Annotated in this window: 17 protein-coding genes; 14 read left to right on the top strand and 3 right to left on the bottom strand. The window is 49.3% G+C overall.

Annotation, left to right across the window (positions count from 1 at the left end; genetic code table 11):
* The 12 genes from AWU77_RS00065 to AWU77_RS00120 all read left to right on the top strand — a co-directional run.
* Positions 1–2,323: putative Ig domain-containing protein (locus AWU77_RS00065; protein ID WP_193747460.1), on the top strand; the 2,323-nt coding region annotated here is incomplete at its 5' end.
* Positions 2,324–2,352: 29 nt separating this feature from the next.
* Positions 2,353–3,864, top strand: coding sequence for a diguanylate cyclase (locus AWU77_RS00070; protein ID WP_238582273.1), 1,512 nt, complete (start codon positions 2,353–2,355; stop codon positions 3,862–3,864).
* Positions 3,865–4,109: 245 nt separating this feature from the next.
* Entirely contained in the window at positions 4,110–6,467 is a 2,358-nt protein-coding gene (locus AWU77_RS00075) for a DNA translocase FtsK (RefSeq protein WP_062057389.1), read from the top strand.
* 88 nt (positions 6,468–6,555) lie between these two features.
* The gene (lolA, locus tag AWU77_RS00080) at positions 6,556–7,185 is read left to right on the top strand and encodes an outer membrane lipoprotein chaperone LolA (RefSeq protein ID WP_062057390.1); all 630 of its coding nucleotides are present in this window, start codon (positions 6,556–6,558) and stop codon (positions 7,183–7,185) included.
* Positions 7,186–7,190: 5 nt separating this feature from the next.
* Positions 7,191–8,531: a replication-associated recombination protein A gene (locus AWU77_RS00085; protein ID WP_062057391.1), complete on the top strand. Its 1,341-nt coding sequence runs from the start codon at positions 7,191–7,193 to the stop codon at positions 8,529–8,531.
* Between the two features lie 12 nt (positions 8,532–8,543).
* Positions 8,544–8,918, top strand: coding sequence for a fluoride efflux transporter CrcB (crcB, locus tag AWU77_RS00090; protein ID WP_062057392.1), 375 nt, complete (start codon positions 8,544–8,546; stop codon positions 8,916–8,918).
* Positions 8,919–8,965: 47 nt separating this feature from the next.
* A complete protein-coding gene (gene serS, locus AWU77_RS00095; protein WP_062057394.1) occupies positions 8,966–10,252 on the top strand; it encodes a serine--tRNA ligase in 1,287 nt (428 codons plus the stop codon).
* Positions 10,253–10,336: 84 nt separating this feature from the next.
* Positions 10,337–11,065 (top strand): Fic family protein, encoded by a 729-nt coding sequence (locus AWU77_RS00100; protein ID WP_062057397.1) that lies wholly within the window; start codon positions 10,337–10,339, stop codon positions 11,063–11,065.
* Between the two features lie 98 nt (positions 11,066–11,163).
* Positions 11,164–11,436, top strand: a complete 273-nt coding sequence (locus AWU77_RS00105) for a type II toxin-antitoxin system Phd/YefM family antitoxin (RefSeq protein ID WP_062057401.1) — start codon at positions 11,164–11,166, stop codon at positions 11,434–11,436.
* On the top strand, positions 11,417–11,686 hold the full coding sequence (locus tag AWU77_RS00110) for a Txe/YoeB family addiction module toxin (RefSeq protein ID WP_062057404.1): 270 nt from the start codon (positions 11,417–11,419) through the stop codon (positions 11,684–11,686). The genes AWU77_RS00105 and AWU77_RS00110 overlap by 20 nt, the downstream gene beginning before the upstream one ends.
* 8 nt (positions 11,687–11,694) lie before the next feature.
* Positions 11,695–13,083: a siroheme synthase CysG gene (gene cysG / locus AWU77_RS00115; RefSeq protein ID WP_062057407.1), complete on the top strand. Its 1,389-nt coding sequence runs from the start codon at positions 11,695–11,697 to the stop codon at positions 13,081–13,083.
* Positions 13,084–13,206: 123 nt separating this feature from the next.
* A complete protein-coding gene (locus AWU77_RS00120) occupies positions 13,207–13,473 on the top strand; it encodes a hypothetical protein (RefSeq protein ID WP_062057410.1) in 267 nt (88 codons plus the stop codon).
* 15 nt (positions 13,474–13,488) lie between these two features.
* Here the strand turns inward: AWU77_RS00120 and AWU77_RS00125 are convergent, their stop codons facing one another.
* The 3 genes from AWU77_RS00125 to AWU77_RS00135 all read right to left on the bottom strand — a co-directional run bounded on the left by AWU77_RS00125 (position 13,489) and on the right by AWU77_RS00135 (position 17,533).
* Positions 13,489–15,708: an FdhF/YdeP family oxidoreductase gene (locus AWU77_RS00125; protein WP_062057413.1), complete on the bottom strand. Its 2,220-nt coding sequence runs from the start codon at positions 15,706–15,708 to the stop codon at positions 13,489–13,491.
* A 220-nt stretch (positions 15,709–15,928) separates the two neighbouring features.
* Positions 15,929–16,942 carry an L-glyceraldehyde 3-phosphate reductase gene (mgrA, locus tag AWU77_RS00130; protein ID WP_062057415.1) on the bottom strand — a complete coding sequence of 338 codons (1,014 nt, stop codon included), beginning with the start codon at positions 16,940–16,942 and terminating at the stop codon, positions 15,929–15,931.
* Positions 16,943–17,128: 186 nt separating this feature from the next.
* Positions 17,129–17,533 (bottom strand): MAPEG family protein, encoded by a 405-nt coding sequence (locus tag AWU77_RS00135; protein ID WP_062057418.1) that lies wholly within the window; start codon positions 17,531–17,533, stop codon positions 17,129–17,131.
* A 189-nt stretch (positions 17,534–17,722) separates the two neighbouring features.
* Here AWU77_RS00135 and fabV point away from each other — a divergent pair, with 189 nt between their 5' ends.
* Together fabV and AWU77_RS00145 are read left to right on the top strand one after the other, a co-directional pair.
* Positions 17,723–18,898 carry an enoyl-ACP reductase FabV gene (gene fabV / locus AWU77_RS00140; RefSeq protein WP_062057421.1) on the top strand — a complete coding sequence of 392 codons (1,176 nt, stop codon included), beginning with the start codon at positions 17,723–17,725 and terminating at the stop codon, positions 18,896–18,898.
* A 95-nt stretch (positions 18,899–18,993) separates the two neighbouring features.
* The gene (locus AWU77_RS00145; RefSeq protein ID WP_062057424.1) at positions 18,994–19,524 is read left to right on the top strand and encodes a 5'-3'-deoxyribonucleotidase; all 531 of its coding nucleotides are present in this window, start codon (positions 18,994–18,996) and stop codon (positions 19,522–19,524) included.
* Positions 19,525–19,563: the final 39 nt, after the last annotated feature.

The raw sequence follows: 19,563 nt of genomic DNA on the forward strand, positions 1-19,563 counted from the left end.
CACTGTATCAATCGATGTAATTGCCAATGACGGCAATGGCGGCACGGTGACTGATACCTTCGATATTGTCGTCGCCAATACCAACGATGCGCCCACAGTTGCTTTTCCAATTGCAGACCAGAGTGCAACTGAAAATACCGCTTTCAATTTCACCTTTGGCGCTAATGTATTTGCTGATCCCGATGTTGGCGACACACTGACTTACAGCGCACAACTTGCGGGTGGCGGAGCCTTGCCAGCGTGGCTGAGCTTTAATTCCGCTACCCGCAGTTTTAGCGGTACACCGGCTCTTGGCGATGTTGGCAGTATCAACATTGAGGTCACTGCGAATGACGGGCAGGGCGGTACAGTGAGCGATGTTTTTGCGCTCACTATTTCTAGCCTGCCGGTGAATGCACCGCCGTTTGTACAGTCGCCTATTGCCGATCAAGTAGCTGCCGAGAACCAACGTTTTGATTACAGTTTTCCCGCGTCGACCTTTGTTGACCCAGAGGGTGCTCCGCTAAGTTATTCCGCCCAATTGGTAGGCGGTGGATCTTTGCCAGCCTGGCTGAGTTTTGATGCAGCGACACGCAGTTTTAGCGGCACACCGACGGCGGGCGATATAGGTAGCATCAACGTATTGGTGACGGCGAGTGATGGTAATGGCGGTTCTATTAGCGATAGCTTTGTTATTGTCGTCAACAACGTTAATGACGCACCGGTGCTGGTAAATCCTCCGGCCAACCAGACTGCGCTGGAAGACCTACCGTTTAGTGTGACCTTCCCCGCCAACATGTTTACTGATGCCGATGTGGGCACCACCTTAGTCTACAGCGCGCAATTATCCGGCGGCGGGCCCTTGCCCGGTTGGTTGGTGTTTGATGCCGCGACCCTGAGCTTTAGCGGCACACCTACACAGGCGGATGTGGGAAACCTGAGTATTCACATCATCGCCAGCGATGGCATTGCCACTGCGACAGCACAATTTGAACTGACTGTGGTGGAGGTGAATGATGTGCCTGAAACCACCGGCAGTATCGTCATCAATAATATTGAAGACGCGGCGGGTGATCAGGTTGATTTATGGGCCTTGTTTAGCGATCAGGAAACTGCCACTCGCAATCTGGTATTTTCTGTCGTTAGCAATAGCAACCCGGCCTTGGTGACCAATGCGAGCATTGATCTTGCCACCGGTAAATTGCAGTTGAACTATGGCGCCAATCAGTTCGGCAGCAGCGATTTAATGGTGCGTGCGCAAGATGAGCAGGGCGCTTCGGTTGATACATTGGTACGCGTCAATATCGCATCGGTAAACGATGTACCTGTATCGAGCGGCATAGCGGATATTAGCGTCAAGGCTGGCACTGCACCTCAGCAGATGAATCTGCGCAGCGTTTTTAGCGATGTGGAAAATGGCACGGCGTTGAGCTGGACGCTGATGCAAAACAGCAATAATAGTGTGGTTCCAAACATTCAAATCGACCCGGCTACCGGCCTTATGACGCTCTCGTTTGCCTCTCAAACCGGTGGCGAGTCAACCATTACTCTGCGCGCGAAAGACAGCGATGGCGCTTGGGTAGAAACCTCGTTTAAAGTCACTGTAGCTGCGTTGGAAAAGCCACCCGTTACTGTGCCGCCGGTAGAGCCGCCAACCCCTCCAACAACGCCGCCTACCACACCTCCAACAACACCGCCTACCACAGATGGGCCAAAAACCCCTGATGGTGCAGATACAGATCTGCCAGAGATTCCCGGTGAATTGCCAAATCAGGGTGGCAATAACAGCCTTGAGCCACTGCTGCCGGATGGCTTGGACGCTCAACAAATTATCGTGGAAACCGGCGATAGCAATCACACTGACGCGGTGATTAACGATAAGTCCAGCCGCGATTATGAACGTGCTGAGGAGGTCAATAGCGATGGCAATGTTCCGCTTACCACCTTAACCGCCTCACCTAATCTGGCAGGCTTGATTGCGCCAGACGCCGGTTTTGCCCCTTGGGAAGAGGCGGATTTTGATAATGAAGTGCGTCGGTTACGCGCACAGATGGATGAAGCCATGGTAGAAGAACAAGATCGCAAGGCGGTAGTGGCCGGTCTTACATTTTCTGTTACTACCGGGTTGCTGATTTGGTCTTTGCGCGCGAGCAGTCTATTGTTAACCATGATGTCCATGCTGCCGCTCTGGCGCGGGCTGGATCCGCTACCTATTCTGGATGAAGTGAACAAGCGTAAAAAAGAATTGGAGCAGCAGCGTAAAGACCGTGAGCGTGAAGACAAAAATGCCAAAGAAGTGGGTTATTTGTTTGACCATGCCCAGCGCAAAGAAAGCGGTTCATAACCTATACGTAAATACATAAGCAAGGCGCGATGATGGTTGGTTTTACTCCTGCGGTCAGGTTAAGTTTGGGCTTGGTGGTGCTGACAGTCTCCATCTTGATCCTTGCCCAAGCATTGGGTTTGACTCCCGGTGCCGAGCGGCAACAATTAGATGTGCGCAAGCGCTTGACGGAAACTCTCGCCTCGCAGGTGGGGGTGGCAATCATGCGTGGCGACGAGATTTTGCTGCAATACTTGCTGGAATCTACCGTAGAGCGCAATCCGGAAATAGAGTCGGCGGGTGTTCGGCGCAATGACGGCATTATCGTTTCGCAAACCAAGCTGCACGCTAAAAAATGGGCGGGCGCTAAACCCTATGAGTCCACCCCAACGCACGTGCGCTTTCCAATTATGCTCAATGGCGCCAAGCGCGCCGAGTTTGAAATCACGTTCGAACCCTTAATGAGCGACCAACACCCCATTTTTGGTATTCCCAGTTTCATCTTGCTAGTGGTGTTTGTATCGCTCAGCGGTTTTGTCGGTTTTTGGTTCTACATCAAGCGCGCGTTAAAACACCTGGACCCCAGCGCTGTGGTGCCAGCGCGGGTGCGCAATGCATTAAATATCCTCGCGGAGGGCGTGTTAATTCTGGATCGACGCGAACAGATTGTATTAGCTAATACAGCGTTGATTGAGCATCTGGGGCGCACTGAGCAGGCCATTATGGCCAAAAAAGCCAGTAACCTCGGCTGGTTTTTAGATCCGAATCAAGAGGTGCGCGAATACCCTTGGCTTACTGCCATTAACACGGGTGTTAAACAAACTGGTGTGCGCCTACTCTTGCCGCAGGCTGATGACAGCGACAAAATTTTTCATGTGAATGCGGTGCCCATTCTGGATGCCAAAGGCGCAAGTCAGGGCACTATTGCCGTGTTTGAAGACATTACCGAATTGGAAACCAAGAGCCGTTTGTTGGAGAATATGATCCAACAATTGGCGGCGAGCCAGGTAGCTATTGAGACCAAAAACAAAGAGCTGACCTACTTGGCCACGCGCGATCCACTCACCAATTGTTTCAACCGCCGTGCACTCTATGAGCACCTCAATGGTAAGTTCGATGGCGCGCGTTCGTCTGACACTGAATTCAGTTGCATCATGGCGGATATCGATTTCTTCAAAAAAGTGAACGATACCTACGGCCATGCGGCGGGCGATGAGGTAATTAAAATGGCCGCCAACAGCTTGCGCGAAGTGGTGCGGGATATGGACATGGTGGCGCGTTTTGGCGGGGAAGAGTTCTGCGTGATATTGCCGGGGGCACCGCTGGAGCAAGCGCAGATGATTGCCGAACGCTGTCGCGAAAAAATTGAAAAGAAGGAGACCAATGGGATCAAAGTGACAGGTAGCTTCGGAGTCACATCGATTCGTATGGGCGCCACTACTGCAAGCCAGCTTATCCAGCAGGCTGATGAGGCGCTCTATTACTCCAAGCAGCACGGGCGCAATCAGGTCACTTGCTGGGCGCCGGGTATGGAAAGCCTTATCGCCGAGAGTCAGCATTAAGTATTAAACCAACAGTCTCCCCAGATAAAGGGAGTCGTCATCCCCGCTGCGGGGATCCATAGGTTTTTAAATTGGTAGCCAGACTCCCGCAAACGGGAGTAGCGATGGATAAATAATCAGAATACCCAGTATTTTTAGCGTAATTTCCTCCAGAGTGATCTTGCCGGTGGTAAATCTGCCGCTAGTAATTACAATAGCCCTCGTTAATTTACTTACCGCTTTAGGCTATCAATCGGGAAACTCCATTGAAATCAGTGACTCCGCAACGCCGCGCGCCCGCTTCTGAGCAAGCGTCCAATCTTCTCGTTCGTCTGTTAAAGGAGGGCGCACTGATTGGCTTGGGTGCAGTCTGTTTGTATTTGATGATCGCCATGGTCAGTTATGATGCGAATGATCCGGGCTGGTCAAAAACCGGCGAAAACAACATAGTACAAAATGCAGGCGGCCCGTTTGGTGCCTGGATTGCCGATGTGTTCTTCTCACTGTTTGGCTATCTCGCCTATTTGTTTCCAGTAATGATCGCCTATCGCGCCTGGCTGGTGCTGAAAGATCGCACCCGCCAAGGTGGTATCGACTGGCTGTTTTTTGGCTTGCGCGCGGTGGGTTTGATATTGGTGATGGTGGCGGGTGCAGGTATTGCCGCTATGCACTACAGCGATGGCGCATCGGTGCTGCCTTATTCCAACGGTGGCTTGCTGGGCGCTGCGGTATCCGATGGCGTTTTTCATGCATTTAACTACACCGGCGGCACGCTGCTATTGTTGACCATGTTTCTGGTCGGTATGACCATTTTTACCGATCTATCCTGGCTCAAGTTGGCGGAAGATATTGGTCGTTGGATCTCCCTTGGTGTCGCGCGCGCGCTGGAAAAATGGCAAGTCTATCAACGCGAGCGGGCGGAAAAAAAGATCGCCGCGAAGGCACAAGAACATCGGCGTGAAGTCGTGGTGCAACACGCAAAAGTGGAAGCCAAGCGTCAGGCGCCAGTGATTATTGAAGAGCCGGTTAAAAAGAAACCCGCGCCCAGCCCGCGCATCGAAAAAGAAAAACAGCCGTCATTGTTTGAATCGCTGGAGCCGGCTGTGGGCACCTTGCCGCCCTTGAGCTTGCTCGACCCAGCCGATAAACGCAGCGACAAGGGTTACTCCAAAGAGTCGCTGGAGGCCATGTCCAAACTGCTGGAGTTTAAGCTCAAAGACTTCGGTATCGACATTGAAGTAGTTTCAGTTCAACCCGGCCCAGTCGTCACTCGTTTTGAAATCCAGCCCGCACCCGGCATTAAAGCGAGCCGCATCACTGGCCTCGCCAAAGATCTCGCCCGTTCACTCGCGGTGGTATCGGTGCGGGTGGTAGAGGTGATTCCCGGTAAATCGGTAATGGGGATCGAAATCCCCAACGCACACCGTGAAATGGTGCGCTTGTCTGAAGTGATCTCATCTGAAGTTTACGATAACGCCAAGTCTCCTTTAACCATGGCGCTGGGGCACGATATTTCCGGCGAGCCGATTGTGGCTGACCTCGCCAAAATGCCCCACTTGCTGGTGGCCGGTACTACCGGTTCGGGTAAGTCGGTGGGTGTTAACGTGATGTTGCTTAGCTTGCTGTACAAATCCACGCCCAAAGAAGTGCGCTTGATATTGGTCGACCCGAAAATGCTGGAACTTTCGGTCTATGAGGGCATTCCCCATTTGCTGACGCCGGTTATCACCGACATGAAAGACGCCTCCAACGGTCTGCGTTGGTGTGTGGGTGAGATGGAGCGCCGCTACAAACTGATGTCTGCGATGGGGGTGCGCAACCTCGCTGGTTTTAACCGTAAAGTGGAGGATGCCATCAAAGCCGGTGAGCCGATCAAAGACCCGCTATTCAAGCCGGAAGAGAATTTTGACCCAGGTGCAGAAGTAGCAACTGCGCCAGATTTGGCCGAGTTGCCATTTATTGTGGTGGTGATCGACGAATTTGCCGACATGATGATGATTGTCGACAAGAAAAAAGTAGAGCAATTGATCGCCCGTATCGCGCAAAAAGCCCGTGCGGCGGGCATTCACTTGATTCTCGCTACCCAGCGCCCATCGGTAGACATTATTACCGGCCTGATCAAGGCCAACGTGCCGACCCGTATCGCCTTTCAGGTTTCCTCCAAAATCGACTCGCGAACCATTCTGGATCAGGGCGGGGCAGATCAATTGCTCGGTCACGGCGACATGTTGTATCTGCCGTCCGGCACCAGCGTGCCCATTCGTGTACACGGTGCGTTTGTTGATGACCATGAGGTTCACAAGGTCGTCGCCGACTGGAAAAAACGTGGTGCGCCGCAATATATCGATGGCATCACCGATGACGACAACAACTCCATTCCGGTACCGGGTTTACCGAGCGAAGGCGGTGAAGATAGCGATGGCGAAACCGATGCGCTGTACGATGAAGCGGTCGCCTTCGTGATCGAATCGCGCAAAGCCTCTATCTCATCAGTGCAGCGCAAATTGCGCATCGGCTACAACCGTGCTGCGCGTTTGATCGAAACCATGGAGTCGGCAGGTGTAGTCTCCACCGCAGGCCATAACGGCAACCGCGAAGTATTAGTTGGCGGCGGGCGCGATTAAATTTTTATTAATTGAATCATTTATCTCAGGTTCATCCGCACCCGATAGGATCTAGGTGTCAGTCACTCAATTTATTGCTGGAAATTATATGAACGTCTTGTCCCGAATTTTTACTGGTTTATTGTTGCTCGTGTCCGTTACTGCGCAGGCGGCTGACGATCAAGCTGCAGCGCAACTGCGTAAACAACTCGATGCTATGAACACATTGCAAGGCGACTTTGTACAAACTACCTACGACAAAAAAGGTGTTGAACAAGAGTCCAGCAGCGGCAACTTTATGCTGATGCGCCCGGGCAAGTTTTATTGGAAAACGCTGGCGCCTATGCAACAGTTGTTGGTATCCAACAACAAAACCATTTGGCTTTATGATCCGGATTTGGAAACCGTTAATGAGCGCGCGTTCAGCGATGACCTGCGTGAAACTCCGGCGCTACTATTAAGTTCTGATATAGCCCAACTGCGCAAAAGTTTTACCGTCACTCGCGATGAAAAAGAAAAATCTGCAGAAAAATATACGCTTACCCCAAAAGTGACCGAGGGCATGTTTCAGCATTTAACGCTGGTGTTTAAGGCGAATCAGCTCACCGAGTTTGCGATTCAAGACAGTCTCGGCCAACTCACGCGCTGCGTATTAAGCAACGTGCAGCGCAACCAAACCCTGCCGGAAGAAAAATTCTTTTTTCAACCGCCGGAGGGTGTTGAAATCCTGAAAGATTAAGCGCGATGGATCTTTTTGGAAGTTCTGCGCCCGCCTATCAACCACTGGCGGCGCGCATGCGCCCGCGCAATCTCGACGATTATATCGGTCAGGAACATCTGCTCAGCGCCGGAAAACCCCTGCGCGAAGCGATAGCGCGCGGCCAATTGCACTCGATGATTTTGTGGGGGCCACCGGGTGTAGGTAAAACGTCACTGGCAAAACTATTTGCAGAACAAGCTGATGCACGGTTTGAATCTTTGTCGGCGGTTTTGTCGGGTGTCAAAGAAATTCGTGCCGCTGTCTCCAGCGCACAGCAAGAGCGAATTTCCAGTCGCCGCAAAACTATTTTGTTTGTCGATGAAGTGCACCGCTTTAACAAATCCCAGCAGGATGCGTTTCTCCCTTATGTGGAAGACGGCACTTTTATTTTTATCGGTGCGACCACCGAAAATCCCTCGTTTGAATTAAATAACGCCTTGCTCTCGCGCTGCCGTGTTTATGTGCTGCGCGGCCTGCAACCGGAGCAATTAAAAAACGTATTACAGCAAGCGCTCGATGATAAAACCCGTGGCTTGGGTGAGCTGAATATTCGTATCGATGACGATACACTGATGACCCTCGCTCAAGCCGCCGATGGCGATGCGCGCAAAGCGCTTAACCTGCTGGAAATTTCTGCCGACCTTGCCGATGAAGACGGCGATCATAAAGTCATCAATGAACAGGTGATTGCAGAAGTGCTCGCTTCTGATGTGCGCCGCTTTGATAAAGGTGGCGATATTTTCTACGAACAAATCTCGGCGTTGCATAAATCCGTGCGTGGCTCATCGCCCGACGGCGCTTTGTATTGGTTGGCCAGAATGCTCGATGGCGGTTGCGATCCGCTCTATATCGCCCGCCGCGTAGTGCGCATGGCCAGTGAAGATATAGGCAATGCCGACCCGCGTGCGCTGCCGCTGTGTCTGTCGGCGTGGGATGTACAAGAGCGTTTGGGCAGCCCGGAAGGGCAGTTGGCTATTGCCCAAGCGGTCGCCTATCTCGCCTGCGCACCCAAAAGTAATGCTGTGTATAATGCGTTCAATCAAGTCATGGCCGACGTGCGCAATCAACCGGCTTATGATGTTCCCGTGCATTTACGCAATGCCCCAACCAAGCTGATGAAAAGCATGGATTACGGAGCGGAATATCGCTACGCCCATGACGAGCCAGGCGCTTATGCCGCAGGTGAGAACTATTTGCCGGAAGACATTGCCCAAGCTTGCTATTACCAACCAGTCGAGCGTGGGCTGGAATTAAAAATTCAGGAAAAACTTGCACATCTGCGCGAGTTGGATAAACAAAGCAAAAAGAAACGCTACAAAAAATAAGTTGGGATATTTATGCAGTGGTTAGCAATCGCATTAGGTGGTGCGCTCGGCTCAGTACTTAGATTCGCTGCCGTTGGATATTTAACGCCGCTGCTGAATTACCGTTTTCCGTTCGGTACCTTTGTTGTCAATATTGTAGGTTCTTTTTTGATTGGCATGGCCTATGTGCTGTTAGTTGAAAAAGCCACTGTGCCAGCCGAATACCGGTTGTTTTTTATCACCGGATTATTGGGCGGGTTTACCACTTTTTCGGCGTTCTCGTTAGAAATTTTACAGTTGTGGCAAGAAGGGCATGTGTTTAATGCGCTTGTTTATGCCAGCAGCTCGGTGATTTTAGGGTTGTTAATGGCTTTTGTTGGGATGGCCTTAACCCAAAAATTATTTTAGTTTTTATTATTCATATCCTTTAACTTTTAAATAGATAATTACTCATCATGTTAGATTCAAAATTACTCCGCACCGCTACCGAACAAGTTGCCCAGGGTTTGGCCAAACGTGGCTATGAATTAGATGTTGCCAAAATTCAAGCACTGGAAGAAACCCGCAAAGCAATTCAAATAAAAACCGAAAATTTGCAAAGCGAACGCAACTCTATTTCCAAAGGCATCGGCAAAGCCAAACAGGCGGGCGAAGATGTAGCGCCTATGATGCAAGCCGTGGAAAACATCAAACAAGAATTGGCCACTGCAGAAGTGGAATTGGCAAAAGTGCAAGCCGAGTGGGATGCATTTGTGAACGCCATTCCCAATGTACCTGCCGATGAAGTGCCCAATGGAAAAAGCGAAGACGACAATGTGGAAGTGCGCAGCTGGGGCACGCCGCGCAATTTTGAATTCCCAATTGTCGATCACGTTGACCTGGGTGCAAATCTCGCCGGTTTGGATTTTGAAACCGGCACCAAAATTACCGGAACTCGCTTTGCTGTATTGCGCGGCGGTGTGGCGCGCCTGCATCGCGCACTGGCGCAATTTATGTTGGACACTCACATCAATCAACATGGTTATGAAGAAGTTAACGTCCCTTTTATCGTCAACCGCGATTCACTTTTTGGAACGGGTCAACTGCCCAAATTTGAAGAAGATTTATTTAAACTGACCGATGACCGCGAATTTTATTTGATTCCTACCGCCGAAGTGCCGGTCACCAATATCTACCGCGATGAAATTATCGATGAGACGCAGTTACCGATTAAATTAGTCTGTCACTCACCTTGCTTCCGCTCTGAAGCAGGCAGTTATGGTCGCGATACTCGCGGAATGATTCGTCAACACCAGTTTGAAAAAGTAGAGCTGGTGAAATTTGTTCGCCCGGAAGAATCCGATGCGGCATTAGAAGCATTGGTTGGCCACGCCGAAACCATTTTGCAAAAACTCGGCTTACCGCATCGCACGGTAATTTTGTGTGGTGGTGATATTGGTTTCTCATCCGCGAAAACCTACGACATAGAAGTCTGGGTGCCGTCACAAGGTAAATACCGCGAAATTTCTTCGTGCAGCAGCTTCCGCGATTTTCAGGCCCGCCGCATGATGGCGCGCTACCGCAACAAAGAAACCGGCAAACCCGAATTGCTACATACCCTTAATGGTTCAGGTTTGGCCATTGGCCGCACCTTGCTTGCCGTAATGGAAAACTACCAACAAGCCGATGGCAGCATCATTATTCCAGAAGTGTTGCGCCCCTATATGGGTGGCACCGAAGTGTTAACGCCAGCGCAAAAGTAATTGCAAGTTTCACTCATGTGAACTGTAGGGTGGGTGGAGCGCAAGCGATACCCACTTTTCTGTTATCGGGAGCCAGAAAATTAGATGTTCACCAAAATCGATCACCTAAAAGCAATTCTCGATGCCCATCGTCCTCTGCCGGAATCGGTGGTTCATAACCTGCATGAAGATTTGGTGCTGCGCTGGACTTATAACTCCAATGCCATCGAAGGCAATACGCTTACACTGATGGAAACCAAAGTGGTGCTGGAAGGCATCACTATTGGTGGCAAAAGCCTGCGTGAACATTTTGAGGCGATTAATCACCGCGATGCGATTTTGTTTGTAGAAGAGTTGGTGCGGCAGCGTGAAGCTTTGTCCGAATGGCAGATCCGCAATATCCATCAACTGATTCTTAAAAATATTGATGAACAAAATGCCGGGCGTTATCGCAACCTGAACGTCTTGATTTCCGGTGCGACTCATACTCCACCAGATCATCTGCTTGTGCCTGAAAGAATGGCCAGTTTTATTTCGGGACTAAATCTGGATTTACATCCCGTTGAATATGCAGCGCGGGTGCATGTGGATTTTGTGGGCATTCATCCTTTCGTTGATGGCAATGGTCGCACATCGCGCTTACTGATGAATTTGGAATTAATGAAAGCCGGTTTTCCGCCTGTTGTTATTCCGGTTGAGCAGCGCTTACGTTATTACCAAGCTTTGGATCTTGCCCATACTCAGGGGGATTACCAACCTTTTATCCAATTGGTGGTTGAAGTCGTTGAACAAAGTTTTGAACCCTATTTTTTTGCCTTAGGCATTAGACCTTAAAGCGATACTTTCTGGCTTTGTCGTCACCTTTCATTCATTGCCTTGTTTCCCGCCAATAAGTTACTATGTACGGAAACCCCGTACGTTATAGGTGCCCTATGGAAACGGTAAGTGTTAATCGCTTTCGCGATAATCTGAAAGTGTTGGTGGAAGATGTCATCGACAATCACGCCCCCTTAAAAGTCACCCGCCGCGCTGGTGAGGATTTTGTGGTGGTGAGTGCCGCTGACTGGGAGCGGGAGCAGGAAACTTTGCATGTACTGCAATCCAGCGACCTGATGCGGCAAATTGCCAAATCGATGAAAACCCACGCAAAAGGCTCTGGCTATCAACCCACGGAAAGGGAACTCGATGAAATCACTGGTATTTGAAGGTGAAACCTGGGCGGCGTATGAAGTCATGCGTGAGCGCGATAAAGCGTTGCATAAGGCTCTTTGTAAAGTACTGAAAGAATTACTGCGCGCTAAAGATCCAACTAAAGGAATCGGGAAACCTGAAGCGCTTAAGCACAACCTCTCTGGTTTTTGGTCGCGACGCATTTCGCACAAAGATCGCCTCATTTATAAATTTGATGACCACGCGATTTATATTTTTGCCATCGGTGGGCATTACGATCAGTAGATATATTTATGGATTATTTCCCCGTCTTTCTCGATTTAAAAAAACGTCGCTGCCTGTTAGTCGGAGGTGGTGAAGTGGCTACTCGTAAAGGGCGCATGCTCGCTAAAGCGGGTGCGGTTTTGCGGGTGGTTGCGCCAGAGATTTCCAGTGAATTGCGTGAGTTAATTGCCAGTTCTGGTGGTGAGTTGTTTGCGCGCGAGTATCAAACCAGTGATTTGCAGAGCTGTGTATTGGTTATCGCAGCGACGGATATTGAATCGGTCAATGAAAAAATTTCTGCTGATGCACAAGCCTTAAATCTGCCGGTCAATGTTGTGGATACGCCTGCACTTTGCACTTATATCACGCCAGCGATTATTGATCGCTCGCCCTTGGTGATTGCAGTTTCCAGTGGCGGTGAAGCGCCGGTGCTTGCGCGTTTGGTGCGGGCAAAATTGGAAACGTTAATTCCAGCGAGCTACGGCAAGCTGGCGCAAATTGCTAGCCTGTGGCGCGACAGAGTTAAAGCGCGTTTTAGCGATGGCGATAGTCGCCGCAAGTTTTGGGAGAAAATCCTGCAAGGTCCCGCAGCAGAGTTGATGATGAATGGGCAGGAAACTGCTGCAAATAACTTTATCGCAAGTGAATTGGCGGCAGATCAAGCTGAATTAACGCGAGGTGAAGTCTATTTGGTTGGCGGCGGACCGGGTGATCCGGAATTGTTAACCCTGCGCGCGTTGCGTTTAATGCAGCAAGCCGATGTAGTGCTTTATGACCGATTGGTTTCTGATGGAGTGATGGAATTAGTGCGCCGCGATGCCGAGCGGATTTATGTAGGCAAGCGCCGCAGCGAGCATGCAATGCAGCAAGAAAATATCAATCAGCTATTGGTTGATTTGGCCAAACAAGGTAAACGTGTGTTGCGTTTAAAAGGCGGCGATCCGTTTATTTTTGGTCGTGGTGGCGAAGAGATCGAATTGCTCGCGCAAAATCATATTCCGTTTCAGGTCGTACCGGGTATTACCGCTGCATCAGGTTGCGCGGCTTATGCGGGCATTCCTTTAACGCATCGCGATTATGCTCAGTCGGTGCGTTTTGTGACGGGGCATTTGAAGTCCGACGATACCAATTTGCAGTGGCCGGAGTTAGCCAATCCTACTCAGACACTGGTGTTTTATATGGGGCTGGTGGGGCTGAAAGAGATTTGTGAATCCCTTATTACCCATGGCCGCGCGGCCAGCACGCCAGTCGCCTTAATTGAAAAGGGCACGACTCAGGAGCAGCGGGTGCTAATTTCAGATTTGAATTCGATTGCCGATGTGGTTGCGCAAAATGATGTTCATGCGCCCACGCTATTCATCGTGGGTGATGTCGTCAAACTGCATAACACCTTAAAGTGGTTTAAAGCTGGTAACTAATATTGTATAAAATGTGATCTGTGCGTCAGAAATGTGTTGAAGGTGGTTTTAAGGTTAAAGGAATTCAATGTTTTGCCGATAAATTGACTGTGATTTGACTATTTAGGCGTAACAGGAATCTCTATGGTTTATCTCGGCCCCATACAACCCCGACCGGTATCGGTAAAGGTGCCCAGCCGCCCATCTGCAACTACGGCGGTTAGCGCCTATGCCAATGAGCAGCAGAAGAACGAACGCTCCGCCGGGCTTGACGGAGTCATGCCTCCCGGTGGCGTGGAGCGCCGTAAAAAACAAGATCGCCGCAATAAATCTGCCGCACCTATGTTAGAAACCCGCGCCGGAAAAGACCGGCGCAAATCCCCGCAGCCTAGTATTAGTATTTCGATCTAATTTTTTCCGTAACTTTTAGTCGGTTGTTGAACCTGAGTTGCGTATTTGCACCGGAACAGATTTAAACGCGGGCGTTTTGCTGCGTGGGTCATGGGTAGTCGCAATCAACACATTAGCCTCCGGGTAATAGGCCATTGCATTGCCGCGCGGTAGATCAAACGCAAATACTTTTACTGCTTTCATTTCACCTTGTGCTGATTGGACGTCTACAGAATCGTTCACTTTAATTCCCAGTGCATCAATATCCGCTTGATTCATCAAAATCGACCAGCGGGTATTGGTGCCGCGATAGGAATCACTCTCTTCATAAATAATCGAATTAAATTGCCCTTCGCTGCGGATACTCGCCAGTAAAAATGGATACTCCGCGCTGGTGACAGGTGCGGGTAGGGGATTGGTTTGGAATTGCGCTTTGCCGTTTTCGGTTTTAAATACAGGTGTGGAAAATAAACGATCTTTAATTGTAAATTCCTGTTTGGTTTTAGCTATATCTTTTAATTCACTTAAACCGGGAATAGTGGCTGCAATAGCGGCGCGAATAGAATCGTGTTGTTTCAATTGATTAAAATCGAGCGGGCAATTGGGCAATAAACGTCTGCCCAATTCACACAAAATTTCTACTTCGGGTTTTACATTATGTAAACGGTCGATGCCGCCATCGCTCAAGCGCACATAATTAAACATGGATTCTTGTGTAGTAGGTTGCCACTCTTCATCGCGCGCGGTGACCGGCAAAATTAACGCTTCGCTAGTTTCCATACCAGTGATATGGCCAGCGTTTAAGGTTGTTGTTAAATAGACTTTGAAGTTGATTTTATCAAGCGCTGCTTGTGCCCACTTGCTGTTGGGTGTGGCGGAAAACAAATTCCCGCCCATGATGAATGCGGCATCTATTTTTCCTGCGTGTGCTGCATCTAAACAGGCGAGGGTATCCATCCCTTTGCTGCGCGGAAGTTGCACATTCAAGTGCTGTTCAAGCTGCTGTAATACATCGTCCGCTAAAATCGGTTTTACTCCAACGGTGCCAATACCTTGCACATTGCTGTGGCCGCGCAGTGGCAATAAACCTGCAGCCGGTTTGCCGAGCATGCCGCGCAGTAATGCCAAATTAGCAATGGCTTCGACATTTTCTACTCCGTGCAAATGATGGGTAATGCCCATGCCCCAGGCAAAAATTGCTTTGTCGGCGCGCGCATAAGCATCGGCCAGCGCAATTATTTTTTCTTTCTCAATACCGCAAGCGCTAACCAGCGTTGGCCAGGTGGTATGTTCAATATCATGTTTAAACGTTTCAAAATCACTGGTGTATTGCGCGATATAATTTGTCGCAATTTGATGTTTTTCTAACAGTGCTTTAGCTATGCCTTTGAATAATGCCAAGTCACTGCCAATTTTTGGTTGTTCATATTCCGATGCAATCCAGCTGCCGCCGCTGAGCATAGACTTGGCGCTTTTCGGTACAGCAAACCGCACCAGCCCAGGTTCTTTTGCCGGATTAATCACAATCACTTGCCCGCCGCGCTCACGGCAATTTTTTAGTTGATGCACAAAACGTGGGTGATTGGATGAGGGGTTTGCACCTATCACAAAAATACAATCGCAATTGCCAACATCCTCTAATGAAACTGTTGCGGTGCCAGTGCCTATCACATTGGATAAACCCACCCCGGTCGCTTGATGACAGTAGTAGGAGCAATTATTGACGTTGTTGGTGCCATACAAGCGGGCGAGTAATTGCAGCACAAAACCGGCTTCATTTGATGAGCGACCAGATGAATAAAAAAAGCTGCGCTCGGGATCGGTTGCGGTAAATGCGCGAGCCATTTTATCCAGCGCAAATTCCCAACTGACGGGGGAATATTTATTGCTATCGGTAGATTTAAATAATGGATTGTTTAACCGCCCGAGGTGTTCTAATTCATAGGCGCTGAGTTGTTTAAAATCGTCGAGCGTATGATTGAATAAATCCGTTGGAATAGGTTGCTGTATATCGGTTGATTGCGCCTGAATACTTTTATTGCATACCGAGGGAAATTCATCTTTTTCATTTGTCATGCCGCCGCGCTGACCGCCCATGCCCAAACCGCAGGCTTTACAGGCATTTTTACTATTGAGCGCTTTTGCTGAATTGAGCAGGCCAATACGCGCAACGGTTTTTAAGGTGTAGAGAACTTTTTTAGGGCCACCGCCGACAATAGTAATGGGTTCGGTGGGAGTGGATTCTTTTATAGACATAAGCGCTCAACCAGACAGCAATACAATAACAAGAGGTTAGGGGGGATTCTGTGGTATTGCAATATGTTAAATGGCCCGCTTGCTAAAGCACGGGTTGGTAAAAAACTGGGGGGGAATAGAAATTCAAGGTTTAGTTTTGTGAAGCAAAAGCTGTGACAATGAGAAAGGGGGTCACGGTAGTGAGCCCCTCTTTAATTTCATTTTTTTACAGCTGGTTTTTTTATTTCAAAATGCCTTCAATTTTTGCTAATTCATCCGCACTGAACTCAAGGTTATTGAGTGCTGCTACAGAGTCGTCAATTTGCGCTGGGCGGCTGGCGCCGATCAGGCAGGTGGTAACAACTGGATTGCGTAGCGTCCAGGCGATTGCCATTTGTGCCAGTGATTGATTGCGCGATTCGGCAATTGCATTTAAGGCCTGCACTTTTTTAAGCTTTTCCGGGGTGATGTCTTTGTCGCCCAAGTAGATTTGTTCGCTGCGTGCTGCACGAGAACCTTCCGGAATACCGTTCAGGTATTTGTTGGTCAGTACACCTTGTGCCAGCGGTGAGAAAACAATGGAACCTACACCTTCGGTTTTTAATACATCGGTCAGGCCTTTTTCAATCCAGCGATCAAACATGTTGTAACGCGGTTGGTGAATTAATAATGGCGTGCCCAGCTCGCGCAAAATGCGCACCGCTTCTTGTGTTTGTGCCGGTTGATAATTGGAAATACCCACATAGAGTGCGCGACCGGAGCGAACGATAAAATCCAGTGCTTGCATGGTTTCTTCCAGTGGTGTTTCCGGGTCCATGCAGTGGTGATAAAAAATATCAAAATAATCGAGGCCGGTGCGTTTTAAACTTTGGTCGCAACTGCTGACTAAATATTTGCGTGAGCCGCCAATGCCGTAGGGGCCTGGCCACATATCGTAACCAGCTTTGCTGGAGATAATTAATTCATCGCGGTAGTGAGCAAAATCCTGTTTGTAAATATTGCCGAAGGTGGATTCTGCAGAGCCAAAATTGGGGCCGTAGTTATTGGCTAAATCAAAATGGGTGATACCCAAATCAAATGCGCGACGCAGCATCGCACGGGCATTGGCTTGTGAATCAACTGCGCCGAAGTTTTGCCATAAGCCCAATGACAGGCGCGATAAACGCAGACCACTTTTTCCGCAGCGCTGGAATTTCATGGTTTTGTAGCGATCAGGATGGGCGACATAAAGCGGATTGGGTTCGTGGGTTATCATTTTTTATCCTGCAGTGTAGTGAATGTAGATCTTACCGAAGGGGCGCATTTTACCTGAAAAGACTCCAAGACAAGCTTGGCTGAGTGTAAAGAAAAGCTGAGTAAATAAATGTATCGTCCCCAACAGTAAAAATCCCTGCGAGTTTGTCTGGCAGGGATTTTTACTGTGAGTGTTTATCGTGGCTGTTTAGCGGGTCGCATAACTCGCAACCAAAATCCCCCAAATAACCAGCATACAAATATTGCCCAGCATATAAGCGCGCAGGCGATGGATAACATTGTTGCTGTGCAGATGGATCCAGCTATGAGCGATACGCGCCAAGACAAAAATCCACGCGGTGATAATCATTACTGGCGGTTGTATGCCGAGGGCAATGGCAGTAGCGCCGGCAGCGTAAAACAGCACCGGCACTTCAAACAAATTGCTGTAATTGCGTGCTGCTTGAGCGATGGCGTCGGGCATTTCACCGCTGTTAAGGCGAAATTGGCTGAGCCGAATATCGCCGGCTTTAACGGCTTTAACCCGTAAGCGAAACAGATGAATAGCGACCGCACAGGTCACCAAGACCATGGCAAACATTGGGTAGAGCATAGGGGTATCCTTAATTAAGGTGTTATCAGTTGGGTTTCACTATAGCTCAAGAGCAGGGTGATTCCGCAGTGCATATGCCATCTAATCGCCATAGGGGACATTCGCGGATTCAGACACTATAATGGCCGCCTTTATTTGCCGGGTCTGCCACAGGCAGCACTTTCTTACCCACCATCACAAGGTAAACCCATGATTATCAAGCCAAAAGTTCGCGGTTTTATTTGTACCAACGCCCACCCGCAAGGCTGTGCAGTTAACGTTCAAGAGCAAATCGCCTTCACTAAAGCCAAAGGTCCTGTGGCCAATGCCCCCAAAAAAGTCTTGGTATTGGGCTGCTCTACCGGTTTTGGTTTGTCTTCACGGATTACCGCTGCGTTTGGCGGTGGTGCGGATACGCTGGGTGTTTGCTTTGAAAAAGAGCCAAGTGAGACTAAAACGGCGACTGCCGGCTACTACAATACCTCGGCGTTCCACGATGCGGCCAAAGCAGAAGGCCTGTATGCCCAGACTATCAATGGCGATGCGTTTTCTGACGCGCTGAAAGAGCAAGTTATCAGTGAATTGAAAAACTCCATCGGTAAAGTCGATTTGGTGATTTACAGTCTGGCATCACCGCGCCGCACTGATCCTAAAACCGGTGAAGTCTACAATTCTGTACTCAAGCCAATCGGCAAGCAGTACGTGTCTAAAAACCTCAATACCGATACTCTGAAAATTGCCGATGTCACCATCGAGCCAGCATCAGATGAAGAGATCGCCAACACAGTTAAAGTGATGGGCGGTGAAGATTGGGAAATGTGGATCGATGCTTTGAAAGGTGCCGATCTGCTTGCCGACAACTTCCAAACCGTGGCTTACACCTACCTCGGCGACAAGTTGACCTGGCCGATCTACGGTAAAGCAACTATCGGTAAAGCCAAAGAAGATTTGGATCGCGCCGCGAAAACCTTGAGTGCAAAACACGGCGGCAACGCCCATGTTGCAGTATTAAAAGCGGTAGTAACCCAAGCGAGCTCGGCCATTCCGGTAATGCCGTTGTATTTGGCGATCCTGTTTAAGGTGATGAAAGAGCAGGGCACCCATGAAGGTTGCATCGAACAGATTCAACGCTTGTTTACAGAGTGCCTCTATTCAAATACTCCGCGCCTGGATGATGCCAACCGCTACCGCGTCGATGAACTGGAATTGAGCTCATCGGTACAAACCAAAGTGGAAGAAATTTGGGAACAAGTGACCGAAGAAAATCTGTTTGAGTTGACCGATTTTGCCGGTTACAAAGCGGAATTTTTGCGCTTGTTTGGTTTTGGTTTAAACGGTGTCGATTACGACGCAGAAACCACCCCGCTGGTGCAGACGAATTTCTAAGCCTGCCGCAACAATCCCTCGCCTCGGCGGGGGATTTTTTTATCGGTCATTGTTAAATAATTGTTGTGTAGAACTGTATTTAAATAGGAGCATAAATGCGCAAACGTATTGCGATAGATATGGACGAAACCATTTGCGATACCATGGCTCGCCATCTCGATTGGTACAACACCGAGTTTCAACAAAGCTTAACTAAAGCCGATTTATACGGAACTAAAATTTATCACAAAGTGCCCGAGGCACATGTTGCCCGCGTGCGAGCATACCCTGATATCCGCGCGTTTTTTACTGACATTCGACCCTATGACGATGCTATCGAGGTGATTCGTGAATTGCATGAATCTTATGAGATTGTAATCGCCACAGCAGCGATGGAGCATCCCACTTCGTTCGCACCTAAATATGAGTGGCTGGTGAAATACTTGCCGTTTTTGTCGCCGATGAATTTTATTTTTTGCGGCAAGAAAAATCTGGTGCAAGCAGATTATTTAATTGATGACAACTCGCGTCATTTTGATGGATTTGTAGGGCAGGGGATTTTGTTTTCTGCCCCGCATAACATGGAAGAGGCGGCAGAGGTGCGGCTCAATAATTGGCAAGAAGTGCGCGCCTATTTTTTGCGATAAGTTTTTGCGGTATTGTTCTCGCAAATAAGCGCGCACATT

The sequence above is a fragment of the Cellvibrio sp. OA-2007 genome, from assembly GCF_000953825.1.
Classification (GTDB): domain Bacteria; phylum Pseudomonadota; class Gammaproteobacteria; order Pseudomonadales; family Cellvibrionaceae; genus Cellvibrio.

Excerpts from the sequence above, each read along its gene's own strand:
- fabV (WP_062057421.1), top strand. The coding sequence starts at position 17,723 with ATGATTATCAAGCCAAAAGTTCGCGGTTTTATTTGTACCAACGCCCAC.
- AWU77_RS00145 (WP_062057424.1), top strand. The coding sequence starts at position 18,994 with ATGCGCAAACGTATTGCGATAGATATGGACGAAACCATTTGCGATACC.
- cysG (WP_062057407.1), top strand. The coding sequence starts at position 11,695 with ATGGATTATTTCCCCGTCTTTCTCGATTTAAAAAAACGTCGCTGCCTG.
- AWU77_RS00105 (WP_062057401.1), top strand. The coding sequence starts at position 11,164 with ATGGAAACGGTAAGTGTTAATCGCTTTCGCGATAATCTGAAAGTGTTG.
- crcB (WP_062057392.1), top strand. The coding sequence starts at position 8,544 with ATGCAGTGGTTAGCAATCGCATTAGGTGGTGCGCTCGGCTCAGTACTT.
- lolA (WP_062057390.1), top strand. The coding sequence starts at position 6,556 with ATGAACGTCTTGTCCCGAATTTTTACTGGTTTATTGTTGCTCGTGTCC.
- AWU77_RS00110 (WP_062057404.1), top strand. The coding sequence starts at position 11,417 with ATGAAATCACTGGTATTTGAAGGTGAAACCTGGGCGGCGTATGAAGTC.
- AWU77_RS00120 (WP_062057410.1), top strand. The coding sequence starts at position 13,207 with ATGGTTTATCTCGGCCCCATACAACCCCGACCGGTATCGGTAAAGGTG.
- AWU77_RS00135 (WP_062057418.1), bottom strand. The coding sequence starts at position 17,533 with ATGCTCTACCCAATGTTTGCCATGGTCTTGGTGACCTGTGCGGTCGCT.
- AWU77_RS00125 (WP_062057413.1), bottom strand. The coding sequence starts at position 15,708 with ATGTCTATAAAAGAATCCACTCCCACCGAACCCATTACTATTGTCGGC.
- AWU77_RS00100 (WP_062057397.1), top strand. The coding sequence starts at position 10,337 with ATGTTCACCAAAATCGATCACCTAAAAGCAATTCTCGATGCCCATCGT.
- AWU77_RS00070 (WP_238582273.1), top strand. The coding sequence starts at position 2,353 with ATGATGGTTGGTTTTACTCCTGCGGTCAGGTTAAGTTTGGGCTTGGTG.
- mgrA (WP_062057415.1), bottom strand. The coding sequence starts at position 16,942 with ATGATAACCCACGAACCCAATCCGCTTTATGTCGCCCATCCTGATCGC.
- serS (WP_062057394.1), top strand. The coding sequence starts at position 8,966 with ATGTTAGATTCAAAATTACTCCGCACCGCTACCGAACAAGTTGCCCAG.
- AWU77_RS00085 (WP_062057391.1), top strand. The coding sequence starts at position 7,191 with ATGGATCTTTTTGGAAGTTCTGCGCCCGCCTATCAACCACTGGCGGCG.